The sequence below is a fragment of the Pseudonocardia sp. N23 genome, assembly GCF_002583555.1.
Lineage (GTDB): Bacteria > Actinomycetota > Actinomycetes > Mycobacteriales > Pseudonocardiaceae > Pseudonocardia.
Window position 1 is genome coordinate 195,014 of record NZ_BEGX01000028.1, and the last position, 16,920, is coordinate 211,933.

Genomic DNA, 16,920 nt, shown 5'->3' on the forward strand with positions numbered 1-16,920 from the left:
CGACGCGGGCGCCGGCGTCGGCCAGCGTCGAGATCGTCGGCACGGAGGAGCGGATACGGCCGTCGTCGGTGATGCGGTCGCCGTCGAGCGGGACGTTCAGGTCCGAGCGGACCAGGACGGTGCGGCCCCGGACACCCTCCTCGACCAGGTCGGCGAGCGACCTCACAGCTTGGAGCCGACGAGCGCGGTGATGTCGGCGAGCCGGTTGGAGTAGCCCCACTCGTTGTCGTACCAGCCGACGATCTTCACCAGGTTGCCCGACACCTTGGTCAGGCCGGCGTCGAAGATGCAGGAGTGCGGGTCGGTCACGATGTCCGACGACACGATCGGGTCCTCGGTGTACTTCAGGACGCCCTTGAGCGGGCCCTCGGCCGCGGCCTTCATCGCGGCGTTGACCTCCTCGGCGGTGGTCTCGCGGCCGACGTTCGCGGTGAGGTCGGTCGCCGAGCCCGTGGGGATCGGTACCCGCAGCGCGTAGCCGTCGAGCTTGCCCTTGAGGTGCGGCAGCACCAGCGAGATCGCCTTCGCGGCACCGGTCGAGGTGGGGACGATGTTCAGCGCGGCGGCGCGGGCCCGGCGCAGGTCGGCGTGCGGGCCGTCCTGCAGGTTCTGGTCCTGGGTGTAGGCGTGGATCGTGGTCATCAGGCCACGCTCGATGCCCAGCAGGTCGTCGAGGACCTTCGCCATCGGGGCGAGGCAGTTCGTGGTGCAGGAGGCGTTGGAGACGACGACCTGCGAGCCGTCGTAGTCGCCGTCGTTGACGCCCTTGACGATCGTGATGTCCTCGCCGGTGGCCGGCGCGGAGATGACGACCTTCTTGGCCCCGGCGTCGAGGTGCTTGTTCGCGCCCTCGCGCTTGGTGAAGATGCCGGTGGACTCGACGACCACGTCGACGCCCAGGTCCTTCCACGGAAGGTTGGCGGGGTCGCGCTCCGAGAGCACCTTGAGCGGCTTGCCGTCGACGATGATGTCCTCGCCGGAGGTGCTGACCTCGTAGGGCAGCCGGCCCAGGATCGAGTCGTACTTCAGCAGGTGCGCGAGCGTCGCGGTGTCGGTGAGGTCGTTCACCGCGACGATCTCGATGTCATTGGTCCCGGCGGTGCGCTGGGCGTCGACCGCCCGCCAGAAGTTGCGGCCGATGCGACCGAAGCCGTTCACGCCAACACGAAGCGTCACGCTCACTCCATCCCTGAACTGGCGGCCGCACCCTGCGGCCGAGAGAATTCCGTCCGACCGGGGCGTCGACGACGCCCCTGGCCGTCGTGCTCAGTGGTAGCGCCACCAGGCGGCGTGCAGGTCGATCGCACGCTGCGCCGTGAGGGGACCGAGGTCGCCCTGGACAGTGCCGTCCGCGGAGCCTTCGTCGTAGCCCGGCAGCACCATTGCGGCAGCCGAGAAGTCCTGGCCGACGGTGTAGCCGTTGGTGACGACGATCGTCGCCAGCCCCGCCCCGGCCGCCGCAGCGGTACCGACGGCGGAGTCCTCGAGCGCGACCGCGGACGAGGCGTCGAGCCCCAGGCCCTGCAGCGCGAGGAGGTAGGCCTCGGGGTCGGGCTTGAGCCGGGTGACCTCGTCGCCGGTGATCATGACCTCGACGACGTCGCCGATCAGGTGCCGCACCAGCGGGACCGCCCAGTCGCGACGGCCCGTGGTGGCGACGGCGATGCGGATGCCCGCCTCGACGAGGCCGTCGACGAACTCGGTCAGGCCGGGCCGCGGGTCGAACGCACCCGCGTTGACGCGCTCGACGAACAGCGCCGTCTTGGTCTTGTGGATCTCCAGCGCGACGCGGTCGGCCTCGTCGGGGTCCCAGCCGCGGTCCTTGAGGTCGGCGGCGACACGGCGGTGCCCGCCGGTGATGCGCAGCAACGACCCGTAGTGCTCGACGTCCCAGTCGAGGTCGATCCCGTGGCGGTCGAAGGCCTCGTTGAAGGCGGGACGGTGGCCGTCGCGCTCGGTGTCGGCGAGGGTCCCGTCGACGTCGAAGATCACCGCCTGCAGCCGGCCCGACCCGACGGTGGGCGTCCCCGCTGCGGCGTCGTCCGATCCCTGCACCAGTACCCGCTTTCCGCGCACGTCGTGGACGCACGGCCCGTCCGGCGGAGCGCATGCCCCGCCACCTGCGAGGAGTGTTCGTGCCGTCCCGAAACGGCCCATCCCCCGGGCGGGGGGCCATTCGGGTTGTCCGACGGGGGTCTCCCCCGACATGCCCCCAGGTTTCCCCCGTGCAGGGGAGGTGACTTGACCGCGAGGGCGGGACTCTGCTCGCTCCGGATGTGCGAGCACTGAGGCCGTCGCCCCCGTCAGGCCGGTTCGCCCCGCGCGATCACCGGCCACGAGCGCCCGCTCATCCAGGCCACGGCAAGCGGCGGGAACAGCGGCGATCCGGAGGTGCGGTCGATGGAAGCACTACAGCGGCGGACCAGGCGGATGTTCGCGTCCGGCAAGGGGATCCTGGCCCTCGACACCGCCCCTGACCAGCTCAGCAGGAGGTTCGGCACGGCCGGCGCGACCGACGCGCCTGCCGACGCCGCCGCCTATCGCGACATGGTGCTCAGCACGCCCGACCTGACCTCGACCACCAGCGCCGTCGTCCTGCCCGCGTCCGCGTTCGGCGCCGCGTTCGGCGCCGCGGCCGGGGCCCCCCGGCTCAGGGCCGTCGGCTCCGACGCCGGCCCGCGCGGCCGCGCCCTGCTCGACCGGGTCGCCGCGTCCGGGGTGCTGCTGGGCGCGCGCGCCGACACCGGCGCCGAGTCGCTGTCCTGCCATCACGACGAGCTCGTCACCTCCGGCCTCGACGGCCTGTCCGACCGGCTGCGCCGGCTGCAGGCCCTCGGCGCGGGCTTCGCCGTCTGGGCCATGTCGTCGGGCTCGGCGATCGACTACGGCGCGCTGCGCACGCTCACGGTCAACAGCCAGGCCGCCGCCCGCTTCGCCTACACCTGCCAGACCGTGGGCGTCGTCCCCGTGATCCGCGTCGGCACCCGGATGCGCGACGGCACGCCCGCCCAGCGCAGCGCCGCCCGCGCGGCCGCCCTGCTGAGCGTGTGCGGCCACCTCGAGGACATCGAGGTCGACCTCCCGTCGGTCGTGCTCAGCACCGAGGCCGAGTGCGTGCACGACGCCGACCCCGTCACCGGTGGTCCGCTGGTCGCACTGCCCGACCGGCTCGGCGGCGTCGCCCTCACCGCGGGCGACAACGCCCTCTCCACGGCCGTCGCGGCCGTCACCGCCGTCTGCGAGGCCGACCCACCGTGGCCGGTCACGTTCTACCTCGGCCGGGAGGTGACCCGCCCGGCCCTGCTGGCCTGGCGGGGGCGGACCGGCTCCGTGCGCGCGGGGCACCAGGCCCTGCGCGACGGACTCACCACGGCCTGCGCCGCACTGGGCGGGCAGTCCCTCGCGGCTGTCCCCGGTCCGTAGCCGGGACCACTGTGGTGCACGCAACACCCCTGCAACGACGCAGGTCACTCTGCACACAACGACCCGTTTCGGGGCCGGCTCGCCGAGCCGGGGAACGCGGACCGACCCGGGCCCACGCCCGGACGCCGGTCACCAAGGAAGAAGGACACGTATGTCGAGGACCGCAGTCGTCGCACTCGGGGGGAACGCCTTCACCCGCGAGGACCAGAAGGGCACCTTCGAGGAGCTCTCGGACAACGCCCGCACCATGGCCCGGACGGTGCACGCGCTGCGCCGCAGCGGCTGGAACGTCGTGATCGTGCACGGCAACGGCCCGCAGGTGGGCAATCTGGCCATCCAGCAGGAGGAGGGCTCCGCGGTCGTCCCGGCGCTGCCCCTGTCCGCGCTCGGCGCGATGACGCAGGGCCAGCTGGGCAGCCTGATCTCGATCTCGCTGCGTCAGACCGCGCAGGCCGGCGAGGACATCGACGTCGCCACGATCGTCACCCACGTCGCCGTCGCATCGGACGACCCGGCGTTCAGCGACCCGCGCAAGCCGATCGGCCCCTTCTTCCACGGCGACGCCGTGAACGAGATGGTCGAGACCCGCGGCTGGACGATGATCGAGGACTCGGGCCGCGGCCACCGCCGCGTCGTCGCCTCGCCGAAGCCGCAGGCGATCCTCGAGGCCGCCTCGATCCGCACGCTGGCCAACTCCGGCGTGGTCGTCATCGCCGCCGGCGGTGGCGGGGTACCGGTCGTCGACGACGGCAACGGCCTCGCGGGCGTCGACGCCGTCATCGACAAGGACTACGCCGCGCAGCAGCTGGCCAACCAGCTCGGCGCCGACGCCCTGGTCCTCGTCACCGGCGTGAAGAACGTGATGGTCGACTTCGGCAAGCCGTCGCAGCGGGCCATCGAGGAGGTCGGCGTCGACGAGGTCGAGGGCCACCTGACCGACGGCCAGTTCCCCGAGGGCTCCATGGGCCCGAAGGTCCGGGCCGGCATCGCGTTCCTGCGCAACGGCGGCCAGACGGTCGTCGTGACCACCCCGGAGTTCGCCGCCGACGCCCTCGCCGACGACGAGGCTGCCCGCGTGGGCACCCGCATCGTCGCCGCGGACGCCGCCGTCGAGGCGTGATCCCCTTCACCTCACCGTTTCGAGGCGAATGAAGAAGGGGCCCGCACCATTCGGTGCGGGCCCCTTCTCGGTATTACGTGCGGATCAGTACAGCGCGCCCGTGGTGGGGAGCAGGATCACCGGGAGGAAGAAGGTGTACAGCGCGGTCAGCAGGAGAATCGCGCCGAGGGCCTTCGCGGGGAGCTTGCCGTACACGGTCGCAGTGACCGACAGGAACGCGACGACCCAGACGATCAGGGTCGACTGGAAGAAGATGCTGCCGGAGAAGACCGGCAGCCAGGCGAGCGGAACCAGCGCAACCGGGATCGCCAGGTTGGCGATCGGACGCAGGTCCATACCCAGGAAGGCCGCCAGGCCGACCGAGGTGAAGAACAGGCCGTAGAACCCGACCAGACCACCGATGAGCAGCGGAGCGTTGGCTGCCGCTGCGGCGTCCGCGGCGGCAGCAGAGGGCCACACACCCGCGGCAGCCGGGACCGTGCTGCGGGTGACGATGTAGAGCGCCGACAGCAGGTCGACGATACCCGCGGCCGTGGCGATCGCACCGACGGTCTTCAGCGGGTTGGAACCCGCGTCGTCCGCCTTTGCGCCCCAGCCGAGGAAGAACGCCGAAATGACGAAAAGCGCGGAGCCGGTCACGGTGAACACGAGAATGATGGGCGGCATGGCCTCCCCTTCGAGACGAGGGTGTCCTGAATGTTCGCTGAACGTGTCGGATCGTAAACGGGAGCCGTACTATAGTCCACAAATGCAACACTGCGTTACTGAACTGTGACGGCCTGGTCAGCGCCTCGGGACCGACCGACAGAACGTCCTGCCGCCGCAGATTGATCGCAATTCCTCGTAAGTGTGGTGATCCGGATTACCCCCACACCCTCAGTGCTCGACAAGCCTCAGGAGACCCATATGGGTGACATCACTGCTCCATCTGCCCGATTGGTCGCTCCGGCGCGTGGTCTTCTCGCTCTCGATCAGCCCGGGGCGAGCACGGTCGGGATGCTGCGCGAGGCCGGGGTCCCCCTCGCGGGCGGCACGGTCCAGGAATTCCATGACGTCGTCCTGACAACTCCGGGCCTCGACCGCGCCGTCAGCGGCATCCTGCTCGACCCCGCGACACTGCACAGAGTGACCGGTTCCCGGGGGACTCCGGGCCTCCGCCGCGTCCGCGTTCCCATCGGCGTGCGAATGGGCGACGAGAACCTGCGTGGCTTCGACGTCGCCGGCTCGGTCGACGGGCTCGCCGACGAGATCGCCCACCACCGCGACGCCGGCGCGAGCTTCGCGCGGTGGCGCATCGTCGCGATGCCCGAGACCGCGACCAATGAGCTCCGGGCCCGCGCACGGCTCGTCGCCGGCTGGGCCGCCACCTGTACGGCGGCCGGTGTCACACCGTTCGTCGACGTCGTCGCGATCCCCGGTCCGCGCGACGGTGTGCACGAGGCCTCGACCGTTCACACCGCGGTCGTGCGAACCGTGCTCGACGCGCTCCGAACCGAGGGCGTGCACCTCGACGAGGTCGTCCTCGGCTCCAGCATCGTGAACCCCGGCCGCCGCGCCTCCGACGTCGCGACCGCCGAGGACGTCGCCAGGGCCACCCTGCGCGGCCTGAACGCCGCGGGGGCCGCCGATCTCGCCGGTGTCGTGTTCACCCCCGGCGGCCGCCCCGACCGGCTCACGGCGCACCTCGCGGCCGTCCAGTGGCTCGGACCGCGCATGCCCGTCGGCTGGTGCCTCGGGCGCAGCATGCTGTCGGTCGTCGCCAAGGCCTGGGGTGGCAAGCCCGAACGGGTCCTCGACGCCCACACCGAGCTGCTCACCCGGTTCTCCTCGATCGGTGCGGTGGTCCGCTCCGGGATCGGCGAGGACACCCGCCGCGTCGCGGGCTGACCGGACCCCGGCCCGAGCCCCTGCAACGACGAACGCCCCGGACGGGACCCGTCCGGGGCGTTCGTACGTCGGGAGCGGTCAGCGACCGGCCTCGATCAGGTGGTGCAACAGCAGGAGCTGGGTGATCGCGAGCGGCTCGCTGCGCTCCTCGCCCCCGATGACGCCCAGGCGCTCCGGCGCACCGCTCGCCGGCTCCCCGATGGACGCCCAGATCGCCTTCTCCACCGCGATGCTCTCCTCCGCGTCCACGTAGCCGTGGACGTGCAGGGAGTCGACCGGGCGGCCGTCGGTGTCGCGCTCCAGCTTGAGGTGCATGGCCCGGTGCACGCCCGGCTGCATGACCTCGCTCAGGTCGGGATGGTGGATCGTCGGGCGCAGCAGCAGCTCGGCCGACAGCGGGACCGACGGGCCGTCGTGCCCCTCCACCGGCGCGAACCGCACCACGATGTCGGCGTGCTGACGCTGGGGCCGGATGTAGGCCACCGACTCGGGCTCGCGCAGGTCGAGCTCGTCGAGCACCTGCTCGGCGGAGTAGCCGCGGTCGCGCGCGTCACGCTCGACCTTCCACGCCCGCCGCGTCGCCTCGTGCGGATCGAGGAACACGGTGACGTCGAAGCACGCCCGCGCCAGCTTGCTGTACAGCGGGAACAGCCCCTCGACGATGATGAAGTCGTTGGGCTCCAGCAGCTCTGTGTGCGTCAGCCGGCCGGTCGAGTGGTCGTACACCGGCTTGAGAACCGGCTGACCGCTCGCGAGCAGCTGCAGGTGCTGCTCCATGATCCCGAGGTGGTTGGAGTCCGGGTGCAGCGCCGTGAACGGCAGCGACTCCCGCTCCTGGCGGTCGTAGCGGTGGTAGTCGTCGGTGCACAGGGACACGCACCGCTCCGGGCCGAGGGCCTCGACGAGCCCGGCGGTCAGCGTCGTCTTTCCCGCCGCCGAGTCACCGGCGATGGCCAGCATGACCGGTCGCCGGATGACCGACGACCGGCCCGCGGCCCGGTGGATGCGCAACGTCTTGTCCGACACCGACAGCTGCTCCCTAGTCTTCCGCCCCGGCTGCGGCGAGGGCGACGCGGGCGACCGCGGACGCGGACAACCCGAGGTGGTCGGCGACCTCGTGACCGGGTCCGCTCTCGCCGAACCGGTCGATACCGATCACCGAGTCACGCGGGCCGGCCAGCGCCCGCCAGCCGACGGTCACACCCGCCTCGATGAACACGACCGGCGCGTCGGGCAGCGCGTAGGTGCCCTCACGCAGCGACACCTCGAGGCGCTCCCGCCACGGCACCGACACGACCGACGCCTCGACGCCGCGGTCGGCCAGCAGCTCCGCCGCCACCAGCGCCAGCGACACCTCGGAACCGCTCGCCGCCAGCACCACCGCAGGGGCACCGTTCGCGCTGCGGACGACGCGGGCACCGTGGGCGCGGACGTCGTCGAGACCGGCGCCACCGAGGTTCGGCAGGTCCTGACGGCTCAGGATCAGCGCGGTCGGGCCGTCGAGCTTGGCCGCCGCGATGCCCCACGCCGCGGCGGTCTCCGCCGAGTCGGCGGGCCGCAGCACCGTGACGCCCGGGATGATCCGCAGCGACTCGACCTGCTCCACCGGCTGATGCGTCGGGCCGTCCTCGCCGACGTAAACCGAGTCGTGCGTGAGGATGTGCACGACGGGCTGCTTCATCAGGGCCGCGAGCCGCAGCGCCGGACGCAGGTAGTCGGCGAACACGAGGAACGTGCTGCCGAACACCCGCAGCCCGCCGTGCAGCGAGATGCCGTTCATGGCGGCGGCCATGCCGTGCTCACGGATCCCGAAGTGGATCGTGCGACCCGACGCGTCGTCCGGGGTGACCTCGCCACCGGGGATCGCCGTGTTGGTCGACGATGCCAGGTCCGCCGAGCCGCCGACCAGTGCCGGGTACACCGCGGCCAGCGCGTTCAGCGCGGCGCCGGACGCCTTGCGGGTCGCGGCGCGGCCGTCGGCCACCGACTCGTCGGCCAGCGGGGCCAGGGCCTCGACGGCCTTGTCCGCCACCGGGATGCGGCCCAGCGTGAACGCCTCGGCCGTCTCCGGGTTCGCGGCCGCCCACTCGTCGTAGGTCCGCGTCCACTCGAGTCGGGCCTTCGCCGCCGACGCGGCGCGCTCGGCCGTGGCCAGCCGCACCGCCGTCGGCACATGGAACGCATCGTCGGGCCAGCCGAAGCGCTCGCGCATGACCGCGATCGTGTCGTTGCCCAGCGGGCTGCCGTGTGCCTTCGACGTGCCCTCGATGCCGGGAGCGCCGTAGCCGATCGTGGTCTTCACCGTGATGAAGGTCGGCCGGTCCTCGGTCGACGCCGCCTCGGCGAACGCGCGGTCCAGCGCCTCGATGTCGTTGCCGTCGTCGACCCACAGGGTGCGCCAGCCGTACGCGGCGAACCGCGCGGCCGCGTCGTCGGCGCAGCTCTGGTTGGCCGTGCCGTCGATCGTGATGTCGTTGTCGTCGTAGATGACGGTGAGCCGGCCCAGCTTCAGCTTCCCGGCCAGCGACGCCGCCTCGTGGCTGATGCCCTCCATGAGGTCACCGTCGCCCGCGAGCACCCAGGTGCGGTGGTCGACGACGGTGTGGTCCGCGGTGTTGCACCGCGCCGCCAGCATGCGCTCGGCCAGCGCCATGCCGACCGCCGTCGCGATGCCCTGGCCGAGCGGGCCCGTCGTCGTCTCCACGCCGACCGTGTGCCCGAACTCCGGGTGACCCGGCGTCCGCGACCCGAGCTGACGGAAGTTCTTCAGCTCGTCGATCGGCAGGTCGTAGCCGAAGACGTTCAGCAGGCCGTACAGCAGCATCGACCCGTGGCCCGCCGACAGCACGAAGCGGTCGCGGTCGGCCCAGTCGGGTGCCGCCGGGTCGTGCTTGAGGTGGCGCGACCACAGGGTCCACGCCGCCGGGGCCGTCCCCAGGGGAAGCCCCGGGTGGCCGCTGTTCGCCGCCTGGACCGCGTCCGCGGCAAGGAACCGCAGCGTCGCGACCCCGAGCTCGTCCGTGTCCGTGGTCTGGCCGGCACGCTCGGCCGGAACGCTGGGAGCGGTGCTCATGCCGCAACCTCCGCACTGATAGGAGTCGCCGTCGGTGCGCCCTCCCCCACGGACGTGGGGAACGGAGGCACACCTCCTCGAGATTCGGCCCCGGACGCTATGTGCACGCCGCCCCCGTGCCCTCCCCACAGCGGGGGAGGCCGGGGTTGAACCTGGCGACCCCTGGTCACGGCCTAGAGTCTGCGCATGAGTACGCCGACGTCAGCGGGTCCGTTGCGGATCGTTCTCGTGGACGACCACGAGATGGTGATCGCCGGGCTGAAAGCGATGCTGTCGCCGTTCCGCGGCCGCGTCCGCGTGGTCGGCGAGGCCATCGGTGCCGACCAGGCAGTGTCGATGGTCGCCAGCCTGACCCCGGACATCGTCCTGTGCGACGTCCGCATGCAGGGTGCCAGCGGCCTCGACCTCTGCCGCAACCTGCGCGAGCGCGACCCGAACTCGAAGGTCGTGCTGCTCTCGGTCTACGACGACGAGCAGTACCTCTTCCAGGCGCTGCGGGCCGGTGCGTCGGGCTACCTGCTGAAGAAGATCAGCGGCGAGGAGCTCGTCCGCCAGCTCGAGCTCGCCGCCACCGGCACCACGGTCATCGATGCCGCCCTCGCCGGCCGCGCCGTCGACACCGCCGCCCGCCTGCAGAGCGACGAGTTCTGGCCCGGCGCCCGGCACGGCCTCACCCACCGCGAGTCCGAGGTCCTCTCGCTCATGGTCACCGGCCTGTCCAACCGCGGCATCGCCACCCGCCTCGTCGTCAGCGACGAGACCATCAAGAGCCACCTGCGCTCGATCTACCGCAAGCTCGGCGTCGGCGACCGCACCGGCGCCGTCGCGACGGCCCTTCGCGAGGGGATCTTCCAGTGAGCTCGTTCGGGCGCGAGCCCGGACACGCGCTGCTCGGCCCATTCCAGGAGGGCACCGTGCTCGGCCTGACGTCGCCGGAACGCGCCAACGCCCTGCTGCTGGGGATCATCGAGGCCGCCTCCAGCGGCCCGCACGTCGAGCCCCTCGCCGCCGCCGTCGCCCGGCTCATCACCGACGCCACCGCCACCGACGTGTGCTTCGTCCACGTCCTCGACGACACCGAGCGGTCGCTGACGCTCGCCGGGGCGACGCCCCCGTTCGACCAGTACGTCGGCGAGATCCAGCTCCCCATCGGCTCCGGCGTCGCCGGCTGGGTGGCGTCGCACCGCGAGCCCGCCGTGATCGTCGAGCGCAAGGAGGAGGACCCGCGCTACATGCCGATCCCGGCGCTGCGCGGCACCGACTACACCTCCATGGCGTCGGTCCCGATGGAGAGCGGCCCGTCCGGACTCGTCGGCGTCCTCAACGTGCACACCGTCCGCCGACGCCAGTTCACCGACCGCGACCTGCAACTCCTCGGGGTCATCGGCCGGCTCGTCGCCGGGGCGCTGCACCAGGCCCGGGTGCACCGCAAGCTCGAGGCCCGCGAACGCGCCCACGAACGCTTCGCCGAGCAGGTCATCGGCGCGCAGGAAGCCGAACGTCGCCGGCTCGCGGGCGACATCCACGACGGCATCTCCCAGCGCCTCGTCACGCTCTCCTACCATCTCGACGCCGCGGGCCACGCCATGACGAGCGACCACGAGACGGCCGTCGAGCAGCTCGACCTCGCTCGCGGGCTGGTCAACCTGACCCTCGACGAGGCGCGCGCCGCGATCGGCGGCCTGCGCCCGCCTGTGCTCGACGACCTCGGGCTCGCCGGTGGGCTCGCCAGCCTCGCGCGCTCGATCCCGCAGCTCGAGATCGAGCTGGAGCTCGACGACGAACGCCTCCCCGAACACGTCGAGATCGCGCTGTACCGGATCGCGCAGGAGTGCCTGCAGAACATCACCAAGCACGCACAGGCGACGTTGGCCCGGCTCCGGTTCCGGGTGCACCGCGGCACGGCCTGGCTCGAGGTGATCGACGACGGCGTCGGCTTCGACGTCCTCCCAGGCCAGCCTGCCGACCCGCACTCCGGCGGCTACGGGATGCAGTCGATGGCCGAGCGCGCGGAGCTCGTCGGCGGGCGGCTGCGGGTGATCTCGCGGCGCGGCTCGGGAACGACGATCATCGCGACGGTCCCCCTCGCGCCGTCCGACGGGGACGACCCGGCCGACAGCGACCCGGCCGGTGGCGACGCGGCCGACAGCGACCCGGCCGGTGGCGACGCGGCCGGCCCGGCCTGACCCGCAGGCCGCAACCTCATCCCCGACACAGCGGCGCGGCCGGCCCCCGGATCGGGGACCGGCCGCGCCGGACGTGCTGGTGGGTCAGGCGGGCTGCAGCTCGCCGCGGAGGCGGACCGCAGCGGCGTTGGCGTCGACGCGCGCCGCGAGGGCCTGCTGGCCGTCGGAGACCTGGTCGTCCTTGCCCACCCACGCCTTGAGGGCTGGGTCGACGAGCGCACGGCCGAACGAGAAGGTCAGCGGCCACGGGGTGGCGATGGCCTGCATGGCGGCGAGGTTGGCGGTGGCCCGCTCCGGCGACATGCCGCCGGAGAGGAACGCGACGCCGGCCAGGTCGTCCGGCCAGGCCTTGAGGACCTCGACGGTGGCGGCGGCGACGGCCTCCGCCGAGGACTTCTCGGTGTTGCCGTTGCCCTCGACGATCATGTTCGGCTTGAGCACGATGCCGGCGAGGTCGACGTTCAGCAACGCCAGCTCCTCGCGGACCGCGGCGTGCACGGTGGCGGTGACCTCGGCGCAGCGCTCCAGCGAGTGGGTGCCGTCCATCAGCACCTCGGGCTCGACGATCGGCACGATGCCGGCGGCCTGGCACGCGGCGGCGTAGCGGGCGAGCGCGTTGGCGTTGGAACGGATCGAGCCGGCGCTGGGGGTCTCGTCGCCGATGACGTACACGGCACGCCACTTGGCGAACGCGGCGCCGATCTCGGCGTACTCGGCGAGGCGGGCGGGCAGCCCGTCGAGGCCCTCGGTGATGGTCTCGCCCTCGAGGCCGCCCGGGAGCGGCTTGGCGCCCGTGTCGACCTTGATTCCGGGCAGGATGCCCAGCGCGTGCACGGCCTGCGCGAAGGGCGTGCCGTCGGCGAAGGTCTGCCGAAGCGTCTCGTCGCAGTAGATGATGCCCGACACGCCGTCGGACAGGTTGGGCGTGGCCGAGAGCAGCTCCCGGTAGATGCGCCGGTTCTCGGCGGTGGCCTCGACGCCGACGTTCTCCAGGCGCGACGACATCGTGCCGATGCTCTCGTCCGCGGCGAGAACGCCCTTGCCGGGCGCGACCATCCGCGCCGCGATCTCCCTCAACGTGCTCATTCGCAGTCCTCCAGTTGTGGCATCGGCGGCCACCGTACGAGCGCGTCATCCGGGCCCGACTCCCCCGCGGGGTGGAGACAACGGGTGGCTGTCAAATGCGACACTTACATGAGTACTTAAGAAGTAAGCCGAAACTATTGATGGACAGATTCAACGTCTGCCCGCAGACTTCTCCACATGGCAGATCGCTGGAACGCAGGTGTCATCCCGTACGCCGAGATGGGGTACTGGCAGCCCGACTACGAGCCCAAGGACACGGACATCCTGTGTGCCTTCCGCATCACCCCTCAGCAGGGTGTCCCGCCGGAGGAGGCCGGCGCGGCCGTCGCCGGTGAGTCGAGCACCGCGACGTGGACGGTCGTGTGGACCGACCGCCTCACCACCTTCGAGCACTACCAGGCCAAGTGCTACAAGGTCGACCCGGTGCCGAACACGCCCGGCCAGTGGATCGCGTACATCGCGTACGACATCGACCTGTTCGAGGAGGCGTCCATCGCCAACCTCACCAGTTCGATCATCGGCAACGTCTTCGGCTTCAAGCCGCTCAAGGCGCTACGCCTCGAGGACATGCGCATCCCGACGCACTACGTGAAGACGTTCCAGGGCCCCGCGCACGGCATCGTCACCGAGCGCGAGCACCTCGGCAAGTTCGGTCGCCCGATCCTCGGTGCGACCACCAAGCCCAAGCTCGGCCTGTCGGCCCGCAACTACGGCCGCGTCGTGTACGAGGCGCTCCGCGGTGGTCTGGACTTCACCAAGGACGACGAGAACATCAACTCGCAGCCCTTCATGCGCTGGCGTGACCGCTTCCTGTTCTGCATGGAGGCCGTCAACCGCGCCCAGGCCGCGACCGGGGAGATCAAGGGTCACTACCTCAACGTGACCGCCGGCACGATGGAGGAGATGTACGCGCGGGCGAACTTCGCCGCCGAGCTCGGCTCCGTGATCGTCATGATCGACCTGACGGTCGGGTACACCGCGATCCAGTCGATGGCCAAGTGGGCCCGCGACAACAACGTGATCCTCCACCTGCACCGCGCGGGTCACGCCACCTACACCCGCCAGAAGAACCACGGCGTCAGCTTCCGCGTCATCTCCAAGTGGATGCGCCTCGCGGGTGTCGACCACATCCACGCGGGCACCGTCGTCGGCAAGCTCGAGGGCGACCCGATGACCACCGCCGGCTTCTACGACACCCTCCGCAAGAACAATGTCAAGGCCGACCTGTCGAAGGGTCTCTACTTCGACCAGGACTGGGCCTCGATGCCCGGCGTCATGCCGGTCGCCTCCGGTGGCATCCACGCCGGCCAGATGCACCAGCTCATCCATCACCTGGGTGAGGACGTCATCCTTCAGTTCGGTGGCGGCACGATCGGCCACCCGATGGGCATCGCCGCGGGCGCCGAGGCGAACCGCGTCGCGCTCGAAGCCATGATCAAGGCTCGCAACGAGGGTGTCGACTACTACAAGGAGGGCAGGGAGATCCTCAAGAAGGCGGCCTCCCGCAACCGCGCCCTCGACACGGCCCTCGCGACCTGGGGCGACATCACCTTCGACTACGAGTCCACCGACACCCCCGACGTCGTCGCGACGCCGACCAACGCCTGACCACCGCACAGGCACCAGGAGACTGACGAATGCGTATCACGCAGGGCACCTTCTCGTACCTCCCGGACCTCACGGACGAGGAGATCACGGCCCAGATCAACTACGCGCTGAGCAACGACTGGCCGCTGTCGGTCGAGTTCACCGACGACCCGCACCCCCGCAACACCTTCTGGGAGATGTGGGGCCTGCCGATGTTCGACCTGAAGGACCCCGCCGGCGTCCTGCTCGAGGTCAACGCCTGCCGCAAGGCCAACCCCGACGCCTACGTCAGGCTGAACGCCTACGATGCCGGCCTCGGCCGCCAGACCACGGCGCTGTCGTTCATCGTGCAGCGTCCGGCCGACGAGCCCGGCTTCCGGGTCGACCGCACCGAGGTCCGCGGCCGTGCGATCCAGTACTCGACGCACTCGTACGCGACCGAGCGTCCTGCCGGCGACCGCTACGACCAGGGCTGACCATGAGCACCGGAACCGCCTTCGGGTTCAAGCCGGGTCCGGTCTCCGGGCCCCAGCTCGAGGCCGACCCGTCCGACGAGCCCGAGGTCCAGTACCTCCCGGCGGACACCGTCGTCGACCTGGCCGCACTCCGCGCGGAGTCCGGCATCGACGAGGTCCTCGCGACGCTCGACGAGGAGCTCGTCGGGCTGGCGCCTGTGAAGACACGCATCGCCGAGATCGCCGCGTTGCTGCTGGTCGACCGCACCCGGGCGAAGTTCGGCATCACCGCCCCGCAGCCGACCCTGCACATGAGCTTCACCGGCAACCCCGGCACCGGCAAGACCACCGTCGCGATGCGGATGGCCGACCTGCTCCACCGGCTCGGCTATCTGCGTCGCGGCCACCTGGTCGCGGTCACCCGTGACGACCTGGTGGGCGAGTACGTCGGCCACACCGCGCCGAAGACCAAGGAGGTCATCAAGCGGGCGATGGGCGGCGTGCTGTTCATCGACGAGGCGTACTACCTCTACAAGGTCGAGAACGAGCGCGACTACGGCGGCGAGTCCATCGAGATCCTGCTGCAGGTCATGGAGAACAACCGCGACGACCTCGTGGTGATCCTGGCCGGCTACCAGGACCGGATGGACACGTTCTTCGCCGCCAACCCGGGCATGCAGTCCCGGGTGGCCCACCACGTCACGTTCCCGGACTACACGGTCCCGGAGCTGGAGCAGATCGGTGTCCTGATGACCAAGGACATCGGCTACACCTTCTCCGACGAGGCGCAGGACGTCCTCACACGCTACCTGCAAAGACGTGTCGGTCAGCCCTGGTTCGCCAACGCCCGCAGCGTGCGCAACGCCGTGGAGCGGGCCCGTCTGCGGCAGGCCAAGCGCCTGCTGGAGACCGGCGACGCCAAGGTCGACCTCAAGGCCCTCACCACGATCGAGGCGGCCGACCTGCTCTCCAGCCGGGTCTTCGACACCGCCCCGGACGAGGTGCTGACGGCCGAGGACTACAACGTCAGGGGCTGATGCCGCCGCAGCGGTGCGCCCGGCAGGCCGCAGGCGCTCAGGATCTCGCCGATGCGGGCGATCTCCTCCGCGGCCAGGGGCGGCATCGGCGGGTTCACCCGGCCTGGAACACCCTCCACACGAACGAACGCCACAGTCGCGCAACCGAGTTGCATGACTGTGCCGTCGAGTTGCATGACTGTGCCGTTCGTTCGGGAAGGAGCGGTCAGACGACCTCTGAGGTGCCCTTGCGGTTCCCCGCGCCGAGGGCGCGGCGGGCGAGGAAGTCGAGGATCGAGCCCAGCAGGCCGATCACCAGGATGACGGCCATGACCTTGTCGTAGGCCAGCTGGTCGCGAGAGTTGAGGATCTCGTAGCCCAGTCCCGAGGTGACACCCAGCATCTCCGCCGGCACCAGCACGACCCAGCCGATCCCCAGCGCCAGCCGCAGACCCGTCAGCACGTGCGGGCGGATCGCCGGGAGCACGACCGAGGTCAGCGTCTCGGCCGGGGTCGCACCCAGCGAGCGCGCGGCCAACAGGAAGCCCTGGTCGATCGAGCGCACACCCGCGGCCGTGTTGAGCACGATCGGCCACACCGCGGCCGCCGCGACCAGGAAGAACACCGGACGGTCGCCGATGCCGAACAGCCCGATCGCGACGGGCGCCCACGACAGCGGCGACACCATGCGCAGGAACTGGAACACCGGTCGCGACGCCGTCTCCAGGCTCTGCCATGTCCCGATCGCCAGACCCGTCACCACACCCAGGACGACGGCGATCAGCAGCCCGACGAGCAGCCGCCACAGGCTCGTCCAGATGTCGGGGAACAGCACCCCCTGCGTGACGAGGGCGCCGATCGCGGGGATCGCGTGCTGCGGCGCGAAGTCCTGCAGCATCGACGTCGGCGACGCCAGCACCGTCGTGATCAGCCACCAGATCGCGACGGCGACGACGACCGCCACCAGCTGCAGACCCGCCTTCGACGCCCACGACGGCTGTGTCCTGCGGGTCGGTGAGGCGACGGGAGGGGGCGGGATCGTCTCGGAGGTGCTCATCTCGCCTCCGCGGGAAGAAGTACGTCGGCG

Annotated in this window: 16 protein-coding genes; 8 read left to right on the forward strand and 8 right to left on the reverse strand. The window is 71.1% G+C overall.

Annotated elements, in window-relative coordinates; genetic code table 11:
* From pgk to TOK_RS09035, 3 genes are all read right to left on the reverse strand, one after another.
* On the reverse strand, positions 1 to 166 hold a 166-nt coding region (pgk, locus tag TOK_RS33930; RefSeq protein WP_253258274.1), incomplete at its 3' end, for a phosphoglycerate kinase.
* Complete coding sequence (gene gap, locus TOK_RS09030; protein ID WP_098957338.1) at positions 163 to 1,176, reverse strand: type I glyceraldehyde-3-phosphate dehydrogenase; 1,014 nt, start codon at positions 1,174 to 1,176, stop codon at positions 163 to 165. The genes gap and pgk, both read right to left, overlap by 4 nt.
* Before the next feature lie 90 nt (positions 1,177 to 1,266).
* Positions 1,267 to 2,076, reverse strand: a complete 810-nt coding sequence (locus TOK_RS09035) for an HAD-IA family hydrolase (protein ID WP_253258268.1) — start codon at positions 2,074 to 2,076, stop codon at positions 1,267 to 1,269.
* Between the two features lie 324 nt (positions 2,077 to 2,400).
* Here TOK_RS09035 and TOK_RS09040 point away from each other — a divergent pair, with 324 nt between their 5' ends.
* Entirely contained in the window at positions 2,401 to 3,423 is a 1,023-nt protein-coding gene (locus TOK_RS09040) for a class I fructose-bisphosphate aldolase (protein ID WP_141566324.1), read from the forward strand.
* 151 nt (positions 3,424 to 3,574) lie between these two features.
* Complete coding sequence (locus TOK_RS09045) at positions 3,575 to 4,543, forward strand: carbamate kinase (RefSeq protein WP_098957341.1); 969 nt, start codon at positions 3,575 to 3,577, stop codon at positions 4,541 to 4,543.
* A gap of 84 nt (positions 4,544 to 4,627) precedes the next feature.
* On the opposite strand, the gene TOK_RS09050 is transcribed toward TOK_RS09045, so the two are convergent.
* The gene (locus TOK_RS09050) at positions 4,628 to 5,209 is read right to left on the reverse strand and encodes a hypothetical protein (RefSeq protein ID WP_098957342.1); all 582 of its coding nucleotides are present in this window, start codon (positions 5,207 to 5,209) and stop codon (positions 4,628 to 4,630) included.
* Between the two features lie 240 nt (positions 5,210 to 5,449).
* Between TOK_RS09050 and TOK_RS09055 the strand changes: the two genes are divergently transcribed.
* On the forward strand, positions 5,450 to 6,430 hold the full coding sequence (locus TOK_RS09055; RefSeq protein WP_098957343.1) for a class I fructose-bisphosphate aldolase: 981 nt from the start codon (positions 5,450 to 5,452) through the stop codon (positions 6,428 to 6,430).
* Positions 6,431 to 6,508: 78 nt separating this feature from the next.
* On the opposite strand, the gene TOK_RS09060 is transcribed toward TOK_RS09055, so the two are convergent.
* Both TOK_RS09060 and tkt read right to left on the reverse strand, forming a co-directional pair.
* Positions 6,509 to 7,456 carry a phosphoribulokinase gene (locus TOK_RS09060; protein WP_098957344.1) on the reverse strand — a complete coding sequence of 316 codons (948 nt, stop codon included), beginning with the start codon at positions 7,454 to 7,456 and terminating at the stop codon, positions 6,509 to 6,511.
* A gap of 13 nt (positions 7,457 to 7,469) precedes the next feature.
* Positions 7,470 to 9,503, reverse strand: coding sequence for a transketolase (tkt, locus tag TOK_RS09065; RefSeq protein ID WP_098957345.1), 2,034 nt, complete (start codon positions 9,501 to 9,503; stop codon positions 7,470 to 7,472).
* A gap of 186 nt (positions 9,504 to 9,689) precedes the next feature.
* Here tkt and TOK_RS09070 point away from each other — a divergent pair, with 186 nt between their 5' ends.
* Entirely contained in the window at positions 9,690 to 10,361 is a 672-nt protein-coding gene (locus TOK_RS09070; RefSeq protein WP_098957346.1) for a response regulator transcription factor, read from the forward strand.
* The gene (locus TOK_RS09075) at positions 10,358 to 11,689 is read left to right on the forward strand and encodes a GAF domain-containing sensor histidine kinase (RefSeq protein ID WP_172457494.1); all 1,332 of its coding nucleotides are present in this window, start codon (positions 10,358 to 10,360) and stop codon (positions 11,687 to 11,689) included. The genes TOK_RS09070 and TOK_RS09075 overlap by 4 nt, the downstream gene beginning before the upstream one ends.
* A gap of 84 nt (positions 11,690 to 11,773) precedes the next feature.
* Here TOK_RS09075 and TOK_RS09080 read toward each other — a convergent pair whose 3' ends face one another.
* Positions 11,774 to 12,775, reverse strand: a complete 1,002-nt coding sequence (locus tag TOK_RS09080) for a class I fructose-bisphosphate aldolase (protein WP_098957347.1) — start codon at positions 12,773 to 12,775, stop codon at positions 11,774 to 11,776.
* Between the two features lie 177 nt (positions 12,776 to 12,952).
* Here TOK_RS09080 and TOK_RS09085 point away from each other — a divergent pair, with 177 nt between their 5' ends.
* Genes TOK_RS09085 through cbbX form a run of 3 tightly spaced genes read left to right on the forward strand, consistent with a single transcriptional unit; the run spans position 12,953 to position 15,854 of the window.
* On the forward strand, positions 12,953 to 14,383 hold the full coding sequence (locus tag TOK_RS09085; protein ID WP_098957348.1) for a form I ribulose bisphosphate carboxylase large subunit: 1,431 nt from the start codon (positions 12,953 to 12,955) through the stop codon (positions 14,381 to 14,383).
* Positions 14,384 to 14,412: 29 nt separating this feature from the next.
* Positions 14,413 to 14,838, forward strand: coding sequence for a ribulose bisphosphate carboxylase small subunit (locus tag TOK_RS09090; RefSeq protein ID WP_098957349.1), 426 nt, complete (start codon positions 14,413 to 14,415; stop codon positions 14,836 to 14,838).
* 2 nt (positions 14,839 to 14,840) lie between these two features.
* Complete coding sequence (cbbX, locus tag TOK_RS09095; RefSeq protein ID WP_098957350.1) at positions 14,841 to 15,854, forward strand: CbbX protein; 1,014 nt, start codon at positions 14,841 to 14,843, stop codon at positions 15,852 to 15,854.
* A gap of 205 nt (positions 15,855 to 16,059) precedes the next feature.
* Here cbbX and TOK_RS09100 read toward each other — a convergent pair whose 3' ends face one another.
* Entirely contained in the window at positions 16,060 to 16,890 is an 831-nt protein-coding gene (locus TOK_RS09100) for an ABC transporter permease (RefSeq protein WP_098957351.1), read from the reverse strand.
* Positions 16,891 to 16,920 lie beyond the last annotated feature (30 nt).

Coding starts and splice junctions, on each gene's coding strand:
- TOK_RS09090 (WP_098957349.1), top strand. CDS start 14,413: ATGCGTATCACGCAGGGCACCTTCTCGTACCTCCCGGACCTCACGGAC.
- TOK_RS09045 (WP_098957341.1), top strand. CDS start 3,575: ATGTCGAGGACCGCAGTCGTCGCACTCGGGGGGAACGCCTTCACCCGC.
- TOK_RS09100 (WP_098957351.1), bottom strand. CDS start 16,890: ATGAGCACCTCCGAGACGATCCCGCCCCCTCCCGTCGCCTCACCGACC.
- TOK_RS09040 (WP_141566324.1), top strand. CDS start 2,401: ATGGAAGCACTACAGCGGCGGACCAGGCGGATGTTCGCGTCCGGCAAG.
- TOK_RS09070 (WP_098957346.1), top strand. CDS start 9,690: ATGAGTACGCCGACGTCAGCGGGTCCGTTGCGGATCGTTCTCGTGGAC.
- TOK_RS09055 (WP_098957343.1), top strand. CDS start 5,450: ATGGGTGACATCACTGCTCCATCTGCCCGATTGGTCGCTCCGGCGCGT.
- TOK_RS09050 (WP_098957342.1), bottom strand. CDS start 5,209: ATGCCGCCCATCATTCTCGTGTTCACCGTGACCGGCTCCGCGCTTTTC.
- cbbX (WP_098957350.1), top strand. CDS start 14,841: ATGAGCACCGGAACCGCCTTCGGGTTCAAGCCGGGTCCGGTCTCCGGG.
- tkt (WP_098957345.1), bottom strand. CDS start 9,503: ATGAGCACCGCTCCCAGCGTTCCGGCCGAGCGTGCCGGCCAGACCACG.
- TOK_RS09080 (WP_098957347.1), bottom strand. CDS start 12,775: ATGAGCACGTTGAGGGAGATCGCGGCGCGGATGGTCGCGCCCGGCAAG.
- TOK_RS09085 (WP_098957348.1), top strand. CDS start 12,953: ATGGCAGATCGCTGGAACGCAGGTGTCATCCCGTACGCCGAGATGGGG.